The sequence below is a fragment of the Xanthomonas sp. 60 genome, from assembly GCF_011761925.1.
Genome location: NZ_JAASQW010000001.1, coordinates 149,008 through 166,619, shown reverse-complemented (window position 1 = coordinate 166,619; position 17,612 = coordinate 149,008). Strand labels below are relative to the sequence as shown.

Here is a 17,612-nt window from a genome sequence, read left to right as displayed (position 1 = left end):
TCAGCCGCCTTGCGACAACGCAGCTTCCAGATCCACCATCAGATCCCCCACCTCCTCCACACCCACACTCAACCGCACCAGCGCATCGCTGATCCCCAGCTGTTCCCGGCGTTCCACTGGAATCGACGCGTGCGTCATCACCGCCGGATGATTCACCAGGCTTTCCACGCCGCCCAGCGACTCGGCCAGCGTGAACAGTTCGGTCTTCTCGCAGAACCGCTTCGCCGCCTCGAACCCACCCTTCAGCACGATCGAGACAATGCCGCCGTAGCCGTTCATCTGACGCGTCGCCAGTTCGTGCTGCGGATGGCTGGTCAGCCCGGGGTAGATCACCTTTTCAACCGCCGGCTGCTTCTCCAGCCACTGCGCCAGGGCCAGCGCGTTCGCGCAGTGCGCCTTCATGCGCAGCGGCAGCGTCTTCAGGCCACGCAGCGCCAGGAAGCTGTCGAACGGGCCCTGCACGCCACCGATGGAGTTCTGCAGGAAAGCCATCTGCTCAGCCAGTTCGGCATCGTCACCCACCACGACCATGCCACCGACCATGTCGGAGTGGCCGTTGAGGTACTTGGTCGCCGAATGCAGGACCAGGTCCGCGCCCAACTCCAGCGGACGCTGCAGCATCGGCGAGGCAAAGGTGTTGTCGACCACCACAATGAGCCCATGCCGCTTCGCCACGGCGGCAACCGCGGCGATATCCACGATCTTCAGCATCGGATTGGTCGGCGTCTCCACCCAGACCATCTTCGTCTGCGGCGTGATGGCGGCCTCGAAGGCTTCCAGATCGGTCAGATCCACGAAGCTGAAGTCCAGCCCCGCCGTGCGCCGGCGCACGCGCTCGAACAGCCGGAACGTCCCGCCATAGATGTCATCCATCGCCACGACGTGGCTTCCGGCATCCAACAGTTCCATCACCGTGGAGGTCGCCGCCATGCCGGAAGCAAACGCGAAGCCGCGCGAGCCCCCTTCCAGCGAAGCCACGCAGCGCTCGTAGGCAAACCGCGTCGGGTTGTGCGTACGCGAGTATTCGAACCCCTGGTGCTCGCCGGGGCTGCTCTGCGCATAGGTCGAGGTGGCATAGATCGGCGGCATCACCGCGCCCGTGCTGGGATCGGGCGACTGACCGCCATGGATGGCCAGCGTGGCCAGCGACAGCACGCGGTCGCTGCCGTGCTTGGAAGGATCGGACATGGATGGGGCTCCTGCAGGCGCCCGGAACGGTCGCCATCAAAGGTGGGGGAGTCTATCAGCGGTGGCTTAATCGGAATTGACGCAATCAGACAGCCAGTTGAGTCGAGCCGGAGGCCGCAGCCGCGCCTTACTGGACGCGGCGTCGCAGGTAGTTGAGCAGGTCGATGCGGGTGATCAGGCCCAGGAACGCATCACCGTCCATGACGATCGCCACCTGCCCGCGATCAAACACCGGCAGCAGGGCCTCGATCGGCGACTTCACGTCCAGGCGATCCAGCTTGCTGACCATTGCGGTGGACACGGTGTCGCGGAAACGCGACTCGTCGCCATACACATGCAGCAGCACGTCACTCTCATCGACGATGCCGACCAGCTGGTCGCCCTCCATCACCGGCAGCTGCGACACGTCGTACAGCTTCATGCGCTGATAGGCCGTGGTGAGCAGGTCGTTCGGTCCGATGACCACGGTGTCGCGCTGGCCATACGGGCGCAGGATCAGGTCACGCAGATCGCCGTGCTGGGGACGCTCAAGGAAGCCGTTGTCCAGCATCCAGTAATCGTTGTACATCTTCGACAGGTACTTGTTGCCGGTGTCGCAGACCAGCACGAGCACCCGCTTGGGCGTCGTCTGCTCCTTGCAGTATTTCAATGCGGCGGCCAGCAGCGTGCCCGTGGAGGACCCGCCGAGGATGCCCTCCTTCGCCAGCAGATCGCGGGCGGTGTGGAAGCTTTCGGCGTCGCTGATGGCGTACGCCTTGGTCACGCGGCTGAAATCGGCGATCGAAGGCAGGAAATCCTCGCCGATGCCCTCCACCAGCCAGCTCCCGGACTTCTCGTTGAGATTGCCGTCATTGATGTATTCGGCCAGGATCGAGCCGACCGGATCAGCCAGCACCAGTTCGGTCTTCGGCGACTGGGAGGCAAACGCGCGCGACAGGCCGGTCATGGTGCCGGAGCTGCCGCAACCGAACACGATGGCATCCAGATCGCCTTCCATCTGCTCGAGGATCTCCGGCCCAGTGCCGAACTCGTGCGCGGCCGGGTTGTCCGGGTTGCCGAACTGATTGATGAAATACGCCCCCGGCGTCTGGTCGGCGATGGTCTTGGCCAGGTCCTGGTAATACTCCGGGTGGCCCTTGGCCACGTCGGAGCGGGTCAGCCGGACCTCCGCCCCCATCGCCTTCAGGTTGAAGATCTTTTCCCGGCTCATCTTGTCCGGCACCACCAGGATCAGGCGATAGCCCTTCTGCTGTGCCACCAGCGCCAGCCCGAGCCCGGTATTGCCGGCCGTGCCTTCCACCAGCGTCGCCCCCGGCTTGAGGTCGCCTCGCTTTTCTGCTGCCTCGATCATCGACAGACCGATGCGATCCTTGATCGAGCCACCCGGGTTGGCGCTCTCAAGCTTCAGGTACAGCTCGCAGAGGCCGGTGTCCAGGCGCTGGGCCTTGATGATCGGGGTCTTGCCGATGAGGTCGAGGACGGAAGCATGGATGGGCATTCGGGGGGACTTCGGTTCGCGCCACGCAGGGCCGGACCGTTGATTATCCGCTGGTTGCCTGTGAATGTCAGTCGGAATCGCCCCGCACAGTCGGTCCCGGTCACCGGGCGTCGTACTGGACTTGAAGGTGACGCGGGCCGCGACGATCGACGAGGAAGTCGGCGCGGCCCGCGACGGTGAAACGGTTGCAGGCCTGAGGCCGCAGCGACGCGGCGTTCAGGCCACGGAGCCGAGGGCGGCTCCGTTTTCGGCCCGGTTCAGCGGGCCCTGATGCGCCTTCCCGGCGCAGGGTGGAATCAATGCGCGGGGGAGGACGCGGGCGACGACCCTGCTTCGTAGAGGCTCTGCAGGCGTTGCTTGGTCTGCAGCTTACGGCGTTTCATCTCGCCCAAGGTGGCATCGCTGACAGCAAACACGCCAAGCTCGGCATCCATACATTGCCTGTTCAACTTCCGGTGTTCGTCATGGAGGATCCGGAATTCCGGGTCACGGGCGCGGCGGGCCTCGATCTCGCTCTGGGGCTGATCTTCAAACATGAGTTACCTCCTGCAGCTGAAACACGAACGCCCCGGCCGGTCGGCACGGGGCGCTGTCTGGGAAGGACGGCAGGGCGGCACGCAGGGTCGCATCGCGTCCGGCTGACCGCAGCACATCGCGGTTGTATGCCTTGTTCGGTTCGCGCCCCGATTGCATCGGCCCGGCCCTCCTCTTCGTCCGGTCCGCGGAATGCGTCCCGGACGATTGACCCTACGCGCGGCGAGGTGCCCTATCAAGCCCTATGCGACAAAAATGCCAGCTCTGTCGACGAGCGGTTCAGGCTGACCGCCACCACCGCCGGAAATCCGCTCATTCATTAACGAAAACAATACTTTAAGGTGAAACAATCACCTCGGCGGAACGGGCTTTGGTCGCCGCAGCCTGCTTGCCCGCCACCTGCAGTCGGGAACCGCTGACGCCCGCTGCCACCAGCGCGTCACGCAGGGCTTCGGCACGTCGCTGCCCCACGCCCGCTGCGGCATCCCAGGCTTCGATCCGGACCCGGCCCTTCTTGCCGATGTTCAGATACTCCGCAAGCGCCTTGACCTGGTTCTTCGCTCCACCGGAAAGCGCTGCCTGACCGCCGCTGAAGGCATCACCTGACAGCGTGAACACCTCACCGCGGCTTTCGAAGCGGCTGGATGGCAGCTTCTGGCCCGACACCAGCTCGGCTTCCTCGCGCGCCAGCTTGGCCGCGTTCTGCTGGGCGCTGCTGAGCCGCTGCTGCTGGCGACCGGCAACGGTGGTCAGCGCGTTCTCGGCGTCCTGGCGCGCCAGGGCCTCGGTTTCCGCTGCCAGGCGCAGGCGTTCGCTTTCCTCGGCCTGGATCTGCGCCTGTACCCGGAGGCGCTCGGCTTCCTGGCGCGCGCGGGCGGCTTCGCGGCGGCTGGCTTCGATCAGCAGATCGCTCCGCGTCCCTTCCAGCTGGCGTGCCTGGCGCTGGGCCAGCGACGCCCGCACGGCGGTCTCTGCGATCTCCACCCGGCGCTCGGCCAGATAGGCAGCCAGCTCGCGGTCACGACGCTTGGCTTCGGCCAGCGCGCCGATGGCCTGCTGCGCCTGCACACGCTCGAAGGCCGCCAGTTCGGAGGTCTCGGGGTTGGCGTTGATGCTCATCAGGCGCTGGTTCAACTGCAGCACCAGGGGATCGTCGGCCGCGACAGCCAGCGCAGGAGATGCCATCAGGCCGGCCAGCAGGATCAGGCGGGGGGTGCGCATCAGCGGCCCTCCCCGGTCTGCAGCTGCTTTTCCAGCTGGCTCACTTCGTTGCGACGCAGCTGCAGCTGGGCGACCGCCGTGGCCTCTTCGCTGCGCGCCCGCGCCAGGTCCGCGTCGGCCGCGGCACGCTGGGCCAGCGCGGGCGCATTGCGGCGCTCGCTGCGGCCTCCGTTGGCGGCAATCTGGGCCCGCTGCAGGCCCTGACGGGCCAGCTGCACCAGATCCGGTGCGTACTGGTCGGCGTCGGCCTGGGTGGCCTTCTCCACCGCCTGGCGGGCCTGGGCCAGCTCCTGCGCCCCGTCCTGTGCCAGGGCGGGTGCGGAGAGCGCGAGGGCCAGCGCCATGACATACAGGCCGTGGCGCATTTGTGCGAAGCTACGTCGATTCATTTGGGGAGGCCGTGCCGGAGGATTGTGCACGGCCATTGTCGTCAAGCCGGCACCATGCTTGCAACTTGGATGGCCGGCCCGTCGTTTTTGGGGAAAAACGCGTATGGATATCGGCTACTTCCTGAAGCTGATGACCGAGAAGAACGCCTCGGACATGTTCCTGACCACCGGCGCACCGGTCTACATCAAGATCGAGGGCAAACTGTACCCGCTCGGCAACACCGGGCTGCCTCCGGGGATGGTCAGGAAGATCGCCTACTCACTGATGGACGAGGAACAGGTGCCGCAGTTCGAGCGCGAGCTGGAGCTGAACATGGCCATCGCGCTGTCCGACGCCGGACGGTTCCGCGTGAATGTCTTCAAGCAGCGGGGCGAGGTCGGCATGGTCATCCGCGCCATCCGCAGCCGGATCCCGAGCATCGAGGAGCTGCATCTTCCCGAGGTGCTCAAGGACGTCATCATGACCCCGCGCGGACTGGTGCTGGTGGTGGGCTCGACCGGCTCGGGCAAGTCGACCTCGCTGGCCTCGATGATCGATCACCGCAACAGCACCACGACCGGCCACATCCTCACCATCGAGGATCCGATCGAGTACCTGCACAAGCACAAGCTCTCCATCGTGAACCAGCGCGAGGTGGGGCTGGACACGCACACGTTCCATCACGCGCTGAAGAACGCCATGCGCGAGGCGCCCGACGTCATTCTGATCGGCGAGATCCTCGACGCGGAGACGATGGAAGCGGCGATCGCCTTCGCCGAAACCGGTCACCTGTGCCTGGCGACACTGCACTCGAACAATGCCGACCAGACGATCGAGCGCATTTTGAACTTCTTCCCGGAAAGCGCGCACCGCAACGTGTTGATGAACCTGTCGCTCAACCTGCGGGCGGTCATCAGCCAGCGCCTGGTGAAGGGCAAGGACGGCCGCCGGCTGCCGGCGACGGAGGTGCTGATCAACACGCCGATGATCCGCGACCTGCTGCGCCGCGGCCAGGTGCACGAGATCAAGGCCGCCATGGAGGCCTCGCTGGAGGAAGGCATGGAGAGTTTCGACCAGTGCCTGTTCCGCATGGCCAAGGACGGCACCATCGAGATCGAAGAGGCCCTGCGTGCCGCCGATTCCCGCGATGGACTGGCGCTCAAGTTCCGTCTTTCCGAGGGGGGCAGTGGCGAGCATGATCCGTACGCCGACTTCTCCGGCAGTCCGGGCGGCATCACCCACGGATTCTGATTGCGTTCGGGACGCAGGGGATCATCGGATGATCCGCTGCGTCCTCTGGGGTTTCGACCGCGTTGGCCGGGCAGCGCCCGGCGCTCCGGCCTGCGTTACTCGACGGTGACGCTCTTGGCGAGGTTGCGCGGCTTGTCGACGTCGGTCCCGCGCGCCAGCGCGGTGTGGTACGCCAGCAACTGCACCGGAATGGTGTGCACGATCGGGCTGAGCAGACCTGCGTGGCGCGGCGTGCGTATGACATGCACCCCTTCCGACTCCACGAAATTACTGTCCTGATCAGCGAATACGAACAGTTCGCCCCCCCGTGCACGCACTTCCTGCATGTTGGACTTCACCTTCTCCAGCAGAGCGTCGTTCGGGGCGATCACCACGACCGGCATGTCTTCGTCCACCAACGCCAGCGGGCCATGCTTGAGCTCGCCGGCCGGGTAGGCTTCGGCATGGATGTAGGAGATTTCTTTCAGCTTGAGCGCACCTTCCAGGGCAATCGGATAATGCAGTCCGCGGCCGAGGAACAACGCATTGGGCTTGCGTGCGAAACGCTCCGCCCACGCTGCGATCTGCGGCTCCAGATTCAACGCATGCTGCACGCTGCCCGGCAGGAAACGCAGCTGCTCCAGATAATCCGCCTCCTGTGCCGCGTCGATCCGGCCATGCAGCTTGCCCAGCACGACCGTCAGCTGGAACAGCGCGGCCAGCTGGGTGGTGAAGGCCTTGGTCGACGCGACACCGATTTCGGCGCCGGCGCGGGTGTAGCACACCAGCTCACTGGCGCGCGGGATGGCGCTCTCCGGCACGTTGCAGATTGACAGCGAGTGCACGTGCCCCAGTGACTTGGCGTACTTCAGCGCTTCCATCGTATCCAGGGTTTCACCGGACTGCGAAATGGTCACGATCAGGTGCTTCGGGTTTGCATAGGCGGCGCGGTACCGGTATTCGCTGGCGATCTCCACGCTGCACGGCAGGCCGGCGATGGATTCAATCCAGTAACGCGCGGTCAGCCCGGCGTAGTAACTCGTCCCGCAGGCCAGGATCTGCACGCCTTCAATGCCGGCAAGCACCGCTTCGGCATTCTTGCCGAACAGCTCGGCCGGGAACCCACCGGCGTCGATCGCCGCCTCGATGGTGTCGCCCAGCGCGCGCGGCTGCTCATGGATTTCCTTCTGCATGAAGTGCCGGAAGGGCCCCAGCTCCAGGGACGCCAGCGACACGTCCGACAGGTGCTCATCGCGCTGCACCTGGACATCGTCCGCGCCGTAGACCTGTACGCCGTCGCGGCGGATATCGGCGGTATCACCTTCTTCGAGGAAAATGACCCGGCGCGTGGCGGAAATGATTGCCGATACGTCGGAGGCCACGAAGTTTTCACCTTCACCCAGGCCTACGAGCAGCGGGCAGCCCATACGCGCGCAGACGAAATGCTCCGGCTCGGCACGGCTCATCACCGCCAGCGCGTAGGCGCCGGTGAGCTCCTTCACCGTGCGCTGCAGGGCGACGAGCAGGCTGCAGCCATCGCTCAGGTTGTGGTGCATCAGGTGGGCGATGACTTCGGTATCGGTCTGCGACTCGAAGGTGTATCCGAGCCCGCGCAGGCGCTCACGCTGCTCTTCGTGGTTTTCGATGATGCCGTTATGGACCAGCGCCACGCCCTCGCTGATGTGCGGGTGGGCGTTGGCTTCGGTGACGCCGCCATGCGTCGCCCAGCGCGTATGGCCGATGCCCAGGTGGGCCTCGAAGCCCTCGGCGAGTGCCGCCGATTCCATCTCCGAGACGCGGCCGGTGCGGCGGACACGGTGCACCTCGGCCTGCACGCCCTGCTTCAGCACGGCAATGCCCGACGAATCGTAGCCGCGGTATTCCAGACGCTTCAGTCCTTCGATGAGAACCGGCACCACATTGCGATCAGCGATCGCACCCACGATTCCGCACATTAACGTTGTCTTCCTGGGGACCAATTATGGACATTCTAGCGGTTCGACAGGACAACAGATGACCGGGTGTTACATGTCAGGCCGCGTCCGCCTGCCGCTCCGGCCGGGCCGCGTCGAACGCCGGCAGGGCCAGGCAGGCCGCCTCGACCCGTTGCAGCAGCGGATAAGGCGTGAGGTCCAGGCTGACCCGGCGGGCGTTGTACAGCTGCGGCACCAGGCACGCGTCGGCCAATCCGGGCTGCTCGCCATGGCAGAACGTGCCGGTGGCCGGGCTGGCCGAGAGCATTGATTCCAGCGCGCCCAGGCCCTGCGCCATCCAGTGCAGCGTCCACGCCGTGCGTGCCTCGGCCGGCACCTCCAGCGAACGCTCGAGATACTGCATCACCCGCAGGTTGTTGAGCGGGTGCACATCGCAGGCCACCAGCTGGGCCAGGCCACGAACGCGCGCGCGCCCGGCCGCGTCAGGCGGAAGCAGCGGCGCCTCCGGGAAGGCCTCGTCGAGGTATTCCAGGATCGCCATCGACTGCACCAGGATCTGCTGACCGTGCTGCAGGGTGGGCACCAGCTGCTGGGGATTGAGTTCACGGTACGCGGCGGCGTGCTGCTGCCCGCCCTCGCGCACCAGATGCACCGCACGGGCCTGCCAGGTCAGGCCCTTCAGATTCAGGCCGATGCGCACGCGATAGGCGGCGCTGGAGCGCCAGTACGTATGCAGGACGAGCGGATCGCCTGCTGCGGCGCCGGCCACACCCGTATTCACGGCGCGCTGGCCTGCTCGATGCGCTGCTCGATGGCACCGAAAATGCTCTGCCCCTCGGCAGACAGCATCTCGATGCGCACCACGTCGCCGAAGGACATGAACGGCGTGCTCGGCGCGCCATCGCGCAGCGTCTCGACCACGCGCTGTTCGGCAAAGCAGGAGGCGCCCTTGCTCGTGTCCTCGTTGGCGATCGTACCCGAGCCGACGATCGTGCCAGCGCTCAACGGCCGCGTCCTGGCCGCATGCGCCACCAGCTGGGCGAAGTTGAACTGCATGTCCACACCGGCGTCCGGCGCGCCGAACCACTGCCCGTTGACGTGGGTCAGCAGCGGCAGGTGCACCTTGCTGTCCTGCCAGGCCGGGCCCAGCTCATCGGGCGTGACGAACACCGGCGACAGCGCCGAGCGGGGCTTGGACTGCAGGAAGCCGAAGCCCTTGGCCAGCTCGCCCGGGATGAGATTTCGCAGGGACACGTCGTTGACCAGACCGATCAGCTGGATGTGGCCGGCGGCCTGGGAGGCGCTGACCGCCATCGGCACATCGTCGGTGATGACCACCAGTTCCGCCTCCAGGTCGATCCCGTAGTCCTCGCTGACCACCTTGACGGCATCGCGTGGACCGTAGAACGCCGCGCTGGTGGCCTGGTACATCAACGGATCGCTGTAGAAACTCTCTGGCACTTCCGCGCCGCGGGCACGCCGGACGCGCTCGACGTGCGGCAGGTAGGCGCTGCCGTCCACGAACTCGTAGGCGCGCGGCAGAGGGGCCGCCAGCGCCAGCGGATCGAGGTCGAACACCCCATCGGCGTCACCCGCCTGCAGCGAGGCCGACAACGCCATGAGCCGCGGAGCGGCCTGGCTCCAGTTTTCCAGCGCCTGCTGCAGCGTGGTTGCGATGCCGGTCGCGCGCACCCCGTGCCGCAGGTCCCGCGAAACCACGATCAGCGTGCCATCGCGGCCGCCTTCCTTCAGAGACCCAAGCTTCATGCGTGCAACTCCGCCGTCCAGAAACAAGTTTCAAGTGTAATGAAATAACCCGCCCCGCCAAGCTGCGCTGCGGCACGCGCCCGGCCCGCAAGGCTTCGGTCGCTTGCCGCGCCAACCTGAACGACTCACTTTGCGTCACCTCCCGATCATGCTCTAGACTAGGCCGGTCTGCAGCGGCCGTCCGTTTCCCTTCGGGATCGCCGGCGAGCCAGGTCACCCGACCCCTCGCCCGCCCCCACTCCGACGCCGTACGTCACGCATTCCAGCCTGCGCACCGCGTCGGTTGACCCCAATTTCTCGCAGCGCGGTTCACGGGAACGCTCCGAGTCAGCCGATCTCAACGATCAGCCCCCGCCTCGCCAGTCGGCGATGCGTTACTCATGTTTTTCTGGAGTTTCCTCTGATGTCATTTGAATCCCTGGGCCTTGCGCCCTTCCTGCTGCGTGCGCTTTCCGAGCAGGGCTACGAAAACCCGACCCCGATCCAGGAGCAGGCCATCCCGCTCGCCCTGGCCGGGCGCGACCTGCTGGCCGGCGCCCAGACCGGTACCGGCAAGACCGCGGCCTTCGGCCTGCCGCTGCTGCAGCACCTCGGCACCCGCTCGCAGGAAGTCTCCAGCGGCGGTCCGCGCAAGCCCCGCGCCCTGATCCTGACCCCGACCCGCGAGCTGGCCACCCAGGTGCATGACAGCCTGCGCGGCTACAGCAAGTACCTGCGCATTCCCAGCGCCTGCATCTACGGTGGCGTCGGCATGGGCAACCAGCTCGATGTGCTGCGCCGTGGCGTGGACCTGCTGGTGGCCTGCCCCGGCCGCCTGATCGACCATCTCGAGCGCCGCAGCATCGACCTGTCCGGCATCGAGATCCTGGTACTGGACGAAGCCGACCGCATGCTCGACATGGGCTTCCTGCCCTCGATCAAGCGCATTCTGGCCAAGCTGCCCAAGCAGAACCGCCAGACGCTGCTGTTCTCGGCGACGTTCGAAGAGAGCATCAAGCAGCTGGCCATGGAATTCATGCGCAACCCGGAGCAGATCCAGGTCACGCCGAAGAACACCGTCGCCGAGCTGATCACCCACCGCGTGCACCCGGTCGATGGCCACCGCAAGCGTGACCTGCTGCTGCACCTGCTGGCGCAGGACAGCCGCGAGCAGACGCTGGTCTTCGCCCGGACCAAGCATGGCAGCGACAAGCTGGCGGCGTTCCTGGACAAGTCCGGCATCAAGACCGCGGCGATCCACGGCAACAAGAGCCAGGGCCAGCGCCTGCGTGCACTGGCCGATTTCAAGGCCGGCCGCGTGACCGTGCTGGTCGCTACCGATATCGCCGCGCGTGGCATCGACATCAACGAGCTGCCGAAGGTGATCAACTTCGACCTGCCGATGGTGGCCGAGGACTACGTGCACCGCATCGGGCGTACCGGCCGCAACGGCGCCACCGGCGAGGCGATTTCGCTCGTCGCGCAGGATGAAGTGAAGCTGCTGCGCCAGATCGTGCGCATGCTCGGCCGTGACATGGACATCCGCGATGTGCCGGGCTTCGAACTGCAGGTACCGATCCGCTGGGGCAACAGCGCCCCGGGCAAGGCCGACAGCGATATGGGCGAGCGCGCCGTGCGCAAGCCGACGCACTCGCGTCGTGCCCATGGCGATGCGCCGCGTCATGCGCATGCGGGCCCGAAGAAGCCGGGCGGCGGTCGTCGTGACGGCGGTGCGGGTGCCGGCCAGGCGCGTGCCGCGCAGGGCCAGGGCCAGCGTCGCGGCGGCGGCGGCGGTGCCGCTGGGGCCGGCCGCGGCCGCAGCCCGGGTGGCAACGGCGGCAGCCATCGCACGGTCTGATCCGCGCGGCGGGCACGCCCGGGCAGTGCCCGGCAACCGCTGAAGGCAGATGAAAAAGGACGACGCGCAGGCGTCGTCCTTTTTTGTGGGTCCGCCAGGGATGCGCGTTACCCGCGCGGCTTGGTCGGGTTCAACAGGTTGCCGAAGAACACCGCGTTCACCAGCAACCGCTCCGTGCCATGCCAGTACTTGCGGTGCGCCGGATCATCGGCGAACAACACCACGTTGCCCTGGCCTTGCGGGGACACCAGCAGCCAGGCCGAGCCACGCACGCGCTCCCGGTTGCGCGCGGACAGGTACCCGTTCACCCGGGGCTGCGCATCGATCCGCACGACAGTCGAGAACCTGTTCGCGCTGGGCTGCAGCACCACCGGCGTTTCCTTGGGAACGGCCAGCTCACGGCGCGGCGCGCCAAAGCCCAGCGGGTGCGAGATGTCCACGTCCGCGCTGAGGATGTTGCCGCTCACCCGCTCGATCGCCGCCAGGTCACGCTGGTCCCCGAACGCCTGCCGCTCGGCGTCCTCCGGCACTTCGGGAGCGCCCAGCGTCTCGCCCTCGGCGAGTTTCTTCTCGATCGCCCACTTCGATGCCGTGCCGTAGGTCACCAGCGAGCCGCCGGCCTGGATCCAGCGTTTCAGGGCCGCGATGGCCTTGTCATCCACGGCGTCATAGCGGCCACCGGCCAGCACGATGCTCGTGTAGCGGTCCAGCGGCACCTTGCCCAGCTGCGATGGATCGATCTTGCTCGCAGGCAGCTGCAGGTGCTGGTCGAGCAGGAACCACGCCGAACCGATCTCCGTAGCGTTGACCCCTTCGCCCATCACCAGCGCTACGGCGGGCCTGCGCAGCGCCTTGACGCCATCGCTGCCCAAGTCGATGCCGGCGCGGCTGTGCCCGCTGGCCAGCGCATGAACCCGCACCGGGGCCGCCACGGCCACCGAGTGCACCGCATCCAGCAGCGCGGCGCCCTGCAGCGGCTGGCCGGCGACGGGCACCACGATGCTGCCTGCACCGAAGGCGACGTCGCCGGCCGGCGTTGCGGCCGTGAATGGCTGGAAGGCAACGCGCGTGGCCAGTCCTTTCGCCTGCAGCGCCTGCAGCCCACGCGCTGCATTGCGATCACGCCAGTCCAGCACGTAGGCAAATGCCGCCTGCCCGCCAATGACTCCGCCCTGCACCTCCGGCACCGCATCCACGCGGCTCCCCGCGGTGATGCGGCCCTTGCTGCCTGCAAAGGCGAGCCCGTACGCCGGTGCGATCGCATAGGACGTGCTGCCATAGAACACATCGCCCTTGATCGGCGGCGTGTCCGCGAAGATGGCATGCACGAGGCGGAACTGCGGCTGCGCGGCGTGCACCACGTACGCATGGCCCGGCTCGAACCGGCGCCCCTCCAGCGTCACCGCCGTGCTGAGCGCGTGCACTTCGATCCGGTGCAGCAGCAGCAGTTCGAGCAGCTGACGGGTCAACGCCGGATCATGTGCGTCGCCGAAGACGAAGCTCTTCCACGGCTGCTGACCGGCCTGCTTCACCGCGGACTGGAAGAAGGACTTCTGCAGGTCCAGCAGCCCTTCGCGCTCGGCCACCGCGCCACGCACCGTACCCAGCCCGGTCGCCACCTGGTTGCGGATGGTGAAGGGGAACGTCAGCAGGCCATTGGTCGACTCCTGCACGCGCCCGCGCGAACTGGCCTGCTCCACCGTCACACCCACTGCCCCGTGGAAATCGGGGTAGGTGGAGCCGTAGACAGGAGAAAAGTTGTCGAAGTTCTCGCCGGTGTAATACAGCGAACCCAGTGCATCGAGCGAAGCGGCGTGGTACTTCGCCAGGGTCCTGTTGAACGCGTACGAGGCAGCGGGAATCAACGGACTGTGCATGCTCCTGGGCGAAGGCTCGAAGTAGTACGTGCTGTCCTTGCCCATTTCGTGGAAGTCGATCTGCACGTTGGGGTACCACTGGTGGAAGACCTCGATCTTGGGCCGGCTGTCCTGCTGCGTGAGTGCCAGCCAATCGCGGTTGAGATCGGTGAAGTAGTGGTTGGTGCGCCCCTGCGGGAAGGGTTCCACATGCTCCTTGTCGGCGGGGTCGGCCGATGCCGGGGAGGAGGCCCACGCGTTGTGCCAGTCTGCCGCGCGGTCGCGCCCGTCCGGGTTCTGCGCAGGGTCGAACAACACGACGGCGTTCTGCAGCCACTGCTGTGTCTCGGCACTGCGGTTGGCGACCAGGTAGTAGGCCGTGAGCAGGGCCGCCTCGCCGCTGGAGGTCTCGTTGCCATGCACGCTGTAACCGAGCCAGACGACCACTGGGCTGTCGCCCGCCGCGCTGCGTGGCTGCGCCGGATCGACCAGCGTGGCGTGCTGCTGGCGCAGGCTTTCCAGTCGGGACTGGTTGCCGGCCGCGGTCACCGTGGCGATCAGCAGGGGGCGGCCTTCGTAGCTGCGACCGATCTCCTTGACGCTGATCTTGTCGGAGTGGCGTGCAAGCTCCTTGAAATAAGCGACGAGCTGGTCGTGCCGGGTGTACCGGCTACCGATCTCATAGCCCAGGAACTGCTGTGGCGTGGGGATGGCCGGGTCGAATTCGCCGGCCTGCGGGAAGTAGTAGGCACTCTGCGCCAGCGCCGGCGCGGCGGGCAATGAAAGGGCCGCGGCGGCGGCGGCGAACAGCGGAAGAAAGAGACGACGATGGAAAGACACTGCGATTCCCCGGTTGCGGCGTCATGCCAGCTGATGCGAAAGCGCCCGGCATGACGCAGGGCCTGCCGCGCCACGCGCGGCCCGGCAGACGATTGAAAAGGCTAGAAGCGGTAATCAAAGCCGAGCGTGAAGTAACGCCCGCGCAAGTCGTACTGGCTGAAATCGTACGGCGCGCGGATGCCAGGGAACGAGGCGTCGTAGGGCGGCTCCTCATCGCCCAGGTTCTGCACCTTGGCGTACAGCGTGAGCTGCTCGAAACCGGCATAGGCCGCGTAGAGATCGAACTGGCTGTAGCTGTCCACGCGCTGCTGTACAGTGCGCGCGGCAGCCGTGCGCTGATCATAGCCACCGGTGTAATACCAGGTCAGCGCCGTGCGCCAGTCGCCGTATGCCCAATCCAACGTGGTCGTGGCCTTGTTGCGCGGCAGGGTGGCACCCAGGTTGCTGCCGGCGTAGTCCACCAGAGGTCCGCCGGTCACCGCGGGACGACGGTAATCGCGCACGTGGGTGAACCCGGTGGTCAGGTTGAAATCACCGACGCGTTCCGTGGGAAGCCGCTGGCGCAGCTCCACGTCGACGCCGGAGGTCTTCAGGTCGGTCAGGTTCTGGTAACGGTTGTAGACCGCCAGCAGCTTGCCGCGCTCATCGCGCAGCACGGCACCGGGCACATTGTTGGTGACCAGCGTCTGCGTGTTGTTGGTGCCGACCAGATTCTCCAGCTCGATCCTGTAGTAGTCCACGCTGAGGTTGGTGTTGCGCCACGGCGACAGCACGATGCCCAGGTTGTAGCTGCGCGTGCGCTCGGGCTTGAGGTCGGTATTACCGACGGTGAAGAAGGTCGGGTTCTGCCGCGAGCCGGCAAGGTCCGGATCGAACGGATCCACCACGCTGCCGTAGGCGATGCTGGTACTGTCCGAGTTCTCGGAAAGCGACGGTGCACGGAAGCCCTTGGACGCCGAGGCACGCACCAGCAGGCTGTCCAGTGGCTGCCAGCGCAGGCCGATCTTGGGTGAGAACGCATCGCCGAAATCATCATAGTGGTCGGCGCGTGCGGCCACGGAAACGTCCAGTTTCGAAGCGAGCGGGAGGTTGGCCTCCGCGTAGGCGGCGGTGACCGTGCGCTCGCCGTGCACTTCGGCGATCGCCGGCCGCACCTGCAGGCCCGCATCGATCTGCCACGGGTTGTTCGAGTCCAGCTTCTCGTGGCGCCACTCAACGCCGGAGGCGAATCCGATGTCGCCGGCCCACGTGCGCCCCAGTGTGCCGGACAGCTTCGCGTCGAGGCCCTGCAGTTTGGATTCGGCGGGGCGCAGCGTCGCGATGTTGATGGCATCCCGCACCGCCTGCGGCGTGGCCGAAGGATCCAGCAGATTGTAGCTGCCCGAGGCCAGTGCATCGGCCAGCGCCCAGCGGTTGGCGAAGCCACCCGAGACCGTTTCGCGCTCGCTGCTGCGCGCACCAAACGCGCCGACCTCCCAGTCCCAACGCTCGGTGCTGCCACGCAGGCCGACCAGGCCGCGATAGGACTGCGAGCGGTTGGTCTTCACCGTGCCCCCGAGGTTGAAGAAGGTGTACTCGATCGGCACCGCACGCCCATACGGGTTGTACGGATTGCCCGCTGGCAGACTGGAGGAGACCGGCTCGGCCAGACCCGTGTCGGCGTTGAGCGCGAAACGCCCGCTTTCCAGAGTGAAGTAGGGGCTGCTGCCGAACCACGCCACGCCCTTGACCTCGCTGTACAGGACTTCGCCGAAGGCCTCCACGTTGTCGCCGAGCCTGACGGTGCCGTTGGCATAGGCCTGCCAGCGCTTGGTCGAAGGGATGAGCGTGGTGAACGGTGCCTGGTTGAACCCGCAGGTATCGCCGGCGAGGCCATCGATCGGTGCGCTGGCCACGCGCGTGGTGCCTTCCGGGCACTGCCCGTTGGCATCGAGCATCGGTACGGAGGTGCCGTTGATGAGATAGCGCGCGCCCTTGGCCGACCAGCCGTTCCAGCGCCCGCCGGGCTGATCGCTGTAGATGCCGGAGCGGGTCAGGTCACGCTCGTCCTGGTCCAGCCGGTCGCGGTTGTAGCCTTCCAGGCTGACCAGAATGTTGTAGCCATCGGTGTCGAGATCGCCGAGGCCGCCGACGAACTTGAATTTGTGTTCGTCCAGGCCACCCTGGTCGGCCGTGCCCACGCTGCCGCCGATCTCGGCGCCTTCGAAATTCTGCCGCGTGATGATGTTGACCACACCGGCCACGGCATCGGACCCGTACACGGCCGAGGCACCGTCCTTGAGCACCTCGATGCGCTCCACGGCCACCAGTGGCAGCGCGTTGAGGTTGACGAAGGTATCCGAGAGGCCGCCTGCCGGGAAGCCGTAATTGGCCAGCCGGCGCCCATTGAGCAGCACCAGCGTGTTCTTCTGCGAGAGGCCGCGCAGGCCGATGCCCGCAGAGCCGGACGCCCACCCGTTGTTGGTGGTCTCGTTGGCCGCATTGCCGGTGTTGGCGGAGATCGAACGCAGCACGTCGGCGACCGAGGCCTTGCCCGTGGCATCGAGCTGTTCGCGGCCGATGACCTGGACCGGGTTGGCGGCTTCGGTGTCGGTGCGCTTGATGTTGGAGCCGGTCACCCGGATGGCGGCGAGTGTGCTGGCATCGTGGGCGGGGGCCGTGGCGGGAGCGGTTTCGGCAGCGGCAGACAAAGGCGCGGCCAGGGCGGCGGCCAGGGCCGCCACGAGCAGGGTGTGCTGGGGCATGGACGAAATCTGTGAGGTGGTGGAGGCGTGACCCGAGTAGGACATGCCGGGCGCTGAACCGCCCAATAACATCTCTTCATACGGATATAAGTGAAGTTATCATCTCTTCATCGCGATGGAAAGAGATAAGGGGTGACGAGGCCGCCGGGCAACGGCGTGGCCCGGTACAATCGGCGCATGGAAATCTTCAAAGTCTTCATGGTCGAGGCAGCCCATCGTCTGCCCAACGTGCCGCCTGGCCACAAATGTGCGCGGCTGCATGGGCATTCGTTCCGCATCGAGCTCAAGGTGGAAGGCGAACCCGGCGCCGAGTCGGGCTGGATCATGGACTTCGGTGATGTGAAGGCGGCCTTCCAGCCGATCTACGACCGGCTTGACCACCATTACCTCAACGACATTCCCGGTCTGGACAACCCGACCAGCGAAAACCTGGCGGCGTGGATCTGGGGCGAGCTCAAGCCTGTCCTGCCCGCACTGAGCGAGGTGACGATCCACGAAACCTGCACGTCCGGCTGCCGCTACCGCGGTCCGGGGGGTCTGTGAGGGGCTGAGCTGACTGGCGGTTCAACCGCTCGTCAGAACCTGCCCAGCCCC

The 17,612-nt window shown here is 66.4% G+C and carries 13 protein-coding genes; 3 read left to right on the top strand and 10 right to left on the bottom strand.

The window, feature by feature from the left end; translation table 11 throughout:
* The 5 genes from FHY09_RS00765 to FHY09_RS00745 form a co-directional block, all read right to left on the bottom strand.
* Entirely contained in the window at positions 1-1,188 is a 1,188-nt protein-coding gene (locus tag FHY09_RS00765) for a cystathionine gamma-synthase (protein ID WP_166923209.1), read from the bottom strand.
* 127 nt (positions 1,189-1,315) lie between these two features.
* A complete protein-coding gene (locus tag FHY09_RS00760; RefSeq protein ID WP_166923207.1) occupies positions 1,316-2,686 on the bottom strand; it encodes a pyridoxal-phosphate dependent enzyme in 1,371 nt (456 codons plus the stop codon).
* A gap of 296 nt (positions 2,687-2,982) precedes the next feature.
* Positions 2,983-3,222, bottom strand: a complete 240-nt coding sequence (locus FHY09_RS00755) for a YdcH family protein (protein ID WP_166923205.1) — start codon at positions 3,220-3,222, stop codon at positions 2,983-2,985.
* A gap of 334 nt (positions 3,223-3,556) precedes the next feature.
* Complete coding sequence (locus tag FHY09_RS00750) at positions 3,557-4,441, bottom strand: OmpA family protein (RefSeq protein ID WP_166923203.1); 885 nt, start codon at positions 4,439-4,441, stop codon at positions 3,557-3,559.
* Positions 4,441-4,806, bottom strand: a complete 366-nt coding sequence (locus tag FHY09_RS00745) for a DUF4398 domain-containing protein (RefSeq protein ID WP_166924311.1) — start codon at positions 4,804-4,806, stop codon at positions 4,441-4,443. The genes FHY09_RS00750 and FHY09_RS00745 overlap by 1 nt, the downstream gene beginning before the upstream one ends.
* Positions 4,807-4,933: 127 nt before the next feature.
* On the opposite strand from FHY09_RS00745, the gene FHY09_RS00740 reads away from it, so the two are divergent.
* Positions 4,934-6,061, top strand: coding sequence for a PilT/PilU family type 4a pilus ATPase (locus FHY09_RS00740; RefSeq protein WP_166923201.1), 1,128 nt, complete (start codon positions 4,934-4,936; stop codon positions 6,059-6,061).
* 95 nt (positions 6,062-6,156) lie between these two features.
* On the opposite strand, the gene glmS is transcribed toward FHY09_RS00740, so the two are convergent.
* From glmS to FHY09_RS00725, 3 genes are all read right to left on the bottom strand, one after another.
* Complete coding sequence (gene glmS / locus FHY09_RS00735; RefSeq protein WP_166923199.1) at positions 6,157-7,995, bottom strand: glutamine--fructose-6-phosphate transaminase (isomerizing); 1,839 nt, start codon at positions 7,993-7,995, stop codon at positions 6,157-6,159.
* Positions 7,996-8,071: 76 nt separating this feature from the next.
* The gene (maiA, locus tag FHY09_RS00730; RefSeq protein WP_456362670.1) at positions 8,072-8,755 is read right to left on the bottom strand and encodes a maleylacetoacetate isomerase; all 684 of its coding nucleotides are present in this window, start codon (positions 8,753-8,755) and stop codon (positions 8,072-8,074) included.
* Positions 8,752-9,741, bottom strand: a complete 990-nt coding sequence (locus FHY09_RS00725) for a fumarylacetoacetate hydrolase family protein (protein ID WP_166923196.1) — start codon at positions 9,739-9,741, stop codon at positions 8,752-8,754. Before FHY09_RS00725 ends, maiA begins: the two co-directional genes overlap by 4 nt.
* A 403-nt stretch (positions 9,742-10,144) precedes the next feature.
* Between FHY09_RS00725 and FHY09_RS00720 the strand changes: the two genes are divergently transcribed.
* Positions 10,145-11,578, top strand: a complete 1,434-nt coding sequence (locus FHY09_RS00720) for a DEAD/DEAH box helicase (protein ID WP_166923194.1) — start codon at positions 10,145-10,147, stop codon at positions 11,576-11,578.
* A 107-nt stretch (positions 11,579-11,685) separates the two neighbouring features.
* Here FHY09_RS00720 and FHY09_RS00715 read toward each other — a convergent pair whose 3' ends face one another.
* Together FHY09_RS00715 and FHY09_RS00710 are read right to left on the bottom strand one after the other, a co-directional pair.
* Positions 11,686-14,274, bottom strand: a complete 2,589-nt coding sequence (locus FHY09_RS00715) for a M14 family zinc carboxypeptidase (RefSeq protein ID WP_166923192.1) — start codon at positions 14,272-14,274, stop codon at positions 11,686-11,688.
* 101 nt (positions 14,275-14,375) lie between these two features.
* A complete protein-coding gene (locus FHY09_RS00710) occupies positions 14,376-17,018 on the bottom strand; it encodes a TonB-dependent receptor (RefSeq protein WP_166923190.1) in 2,643 nt (880 codons plus the stop codon).
* 177 nt (positions 17,019-17,195) lie between these two features.
* Here FHY09_RS00710 and queD point away from each other — a divergent pair, with 177 nt between their 5' ends.
* Complete coding sequence (gene queD / locus FHY09_RS00705) at positions 17,196-17,561, top strand: 6-carboxytetrahydropterin synthase QueD (RefSeq protein ID WP_166923188.1); 366 nt, start codon at positions 17,196-17,198, stop codon at positions 17,559-17,561.
* The last annotated feature ends 51 nt before the right edge of the window (positions 17,562-17,612 follow it).

Coding starts and splice junctions, on each gene's coding strand:
- FHY09_RS00765 (WP_166923209.1), bottom strand. CDS start 1,188: ATGTCCGATCCTTCCAAGCACGGCAGCGACCGCGTGCTGTCGCTGGCC.
- FHY09_RS00760 (WP_166923207.1), bottom strand. CDS start 2,686: ATGCCCATCCATGCTTCCGTCCTCGACCTCATCGGCAAGACCCCGATC.
- FHY09_RS00755 (WP_166923205.1), bottom strand. CDS start 3,222: ATGTTTGAAGATCAGCCCCAGAGCGAGATCGAGGCCCGCCGCGCCCGT.
- FHY09_RS00750 (WP_166923203.1), bottom strand. CDS start 4,441: ATGCGCACCCCCCGCCTGATCCTGCTGGCCGGCCTGATGGCATCTCCT.
- FHY09_RS00745 (WP_166924311.1), bottom strand. CDS start 4,806: ATGCGCCACGGCCTGTATGTCATGGCGCTGGCCCTCGCGCTCTCCGCA.
- FHY09_RS00740 (WP_166923201.1), top strand. CDS start 4,934: ATGGATATCGGCTACTTCCTGAAGCTGATGACCGAGAAGAACGCCTCG.
- glmS (WP_166923199.1), bottom strand. CDS start 7,995: ATGTGCGGAATCGTGGGTGCGATCGCTGATCGCAATGTGGTGCCGGTT.
- FHY09_RS00725 (WP_166923196.1), bottom strand. CDS start 9,741: ATGAAGCTTGGGTCTCTGAAGGAAGGCGGCCGCGATGGCACGCTGATC.
- FHY09_RS00720 (WP_166923194.1), top strand. CDS start 10,145: ATGTCATTTGAATCCCTGGGCCTTGCGCCCTTCCTGCTGCGTGCGCTT.
- FHY09_RS00710 (WP_166923190.1), bottom strand. CDS start 17,018: ATGCCCCAGCACACCCTGCTCGTGGCGGCCCTGGCCGCCGCCCTGGCC.
- queD (WP_166923188.1), top strand. CDS start 17,196: ATGGAAATCTTCAAAGTCTTCATGGTCGAGGCAGCCCATCGTCTGCCC.